This is a genomic window from Falsirhodobacter sp. 20TX0035 (assembly GCF_028307215.1).
Lineage (GTDB): Bacteria > Pseudomonadota > Alphaproteobacteria > Rhodobacterales > Rhodobacteraceae > Falsirhodobacter.
Genome location: NZ_JAQMHV010000042.1, coordinates 1 through 276, shown reverse-complemented (window position 1 = coordinate 276; position 276 = coordinate 1). Strand labels below are relative to the sequence as shown.

The following is a 276-nucleotide window of genomic DNA, read 5'->3' as shown; positions in this document are numbered from 1 at the left end:
AGCCAGAACACCCTGAACGCCTTTGGCCCGTTGCTGCCTGAGTTCCTCGGCGGTTCGGCTGACCTGGCCGGTTCCAACCTGACCCTGTGGAAGGGGTGCAAAGGTGTCTCGGCCGAAGACGCCAGCGGCAACTACATGTACTACGGCGTGCGCGAGTTCGGCATGAGCGCCATCATGAACGGCGTGTCCCTGCACGGCGGCATGGTGCCTTACGGCGCGACCTTCCTGATGTTCATGGAATACGCACGTAACGCCGTACGTATGGCGGCGCTGATG

1 pseudogene is annotated in these 276 nt (G+C 62.3%); it reads left to right on the top strand.

The features are described from left to right. A pseudogene (locus PIJ50_RS16350) lies at positions 1-276 on the top strand (transketolase); the annotation flags it as partial.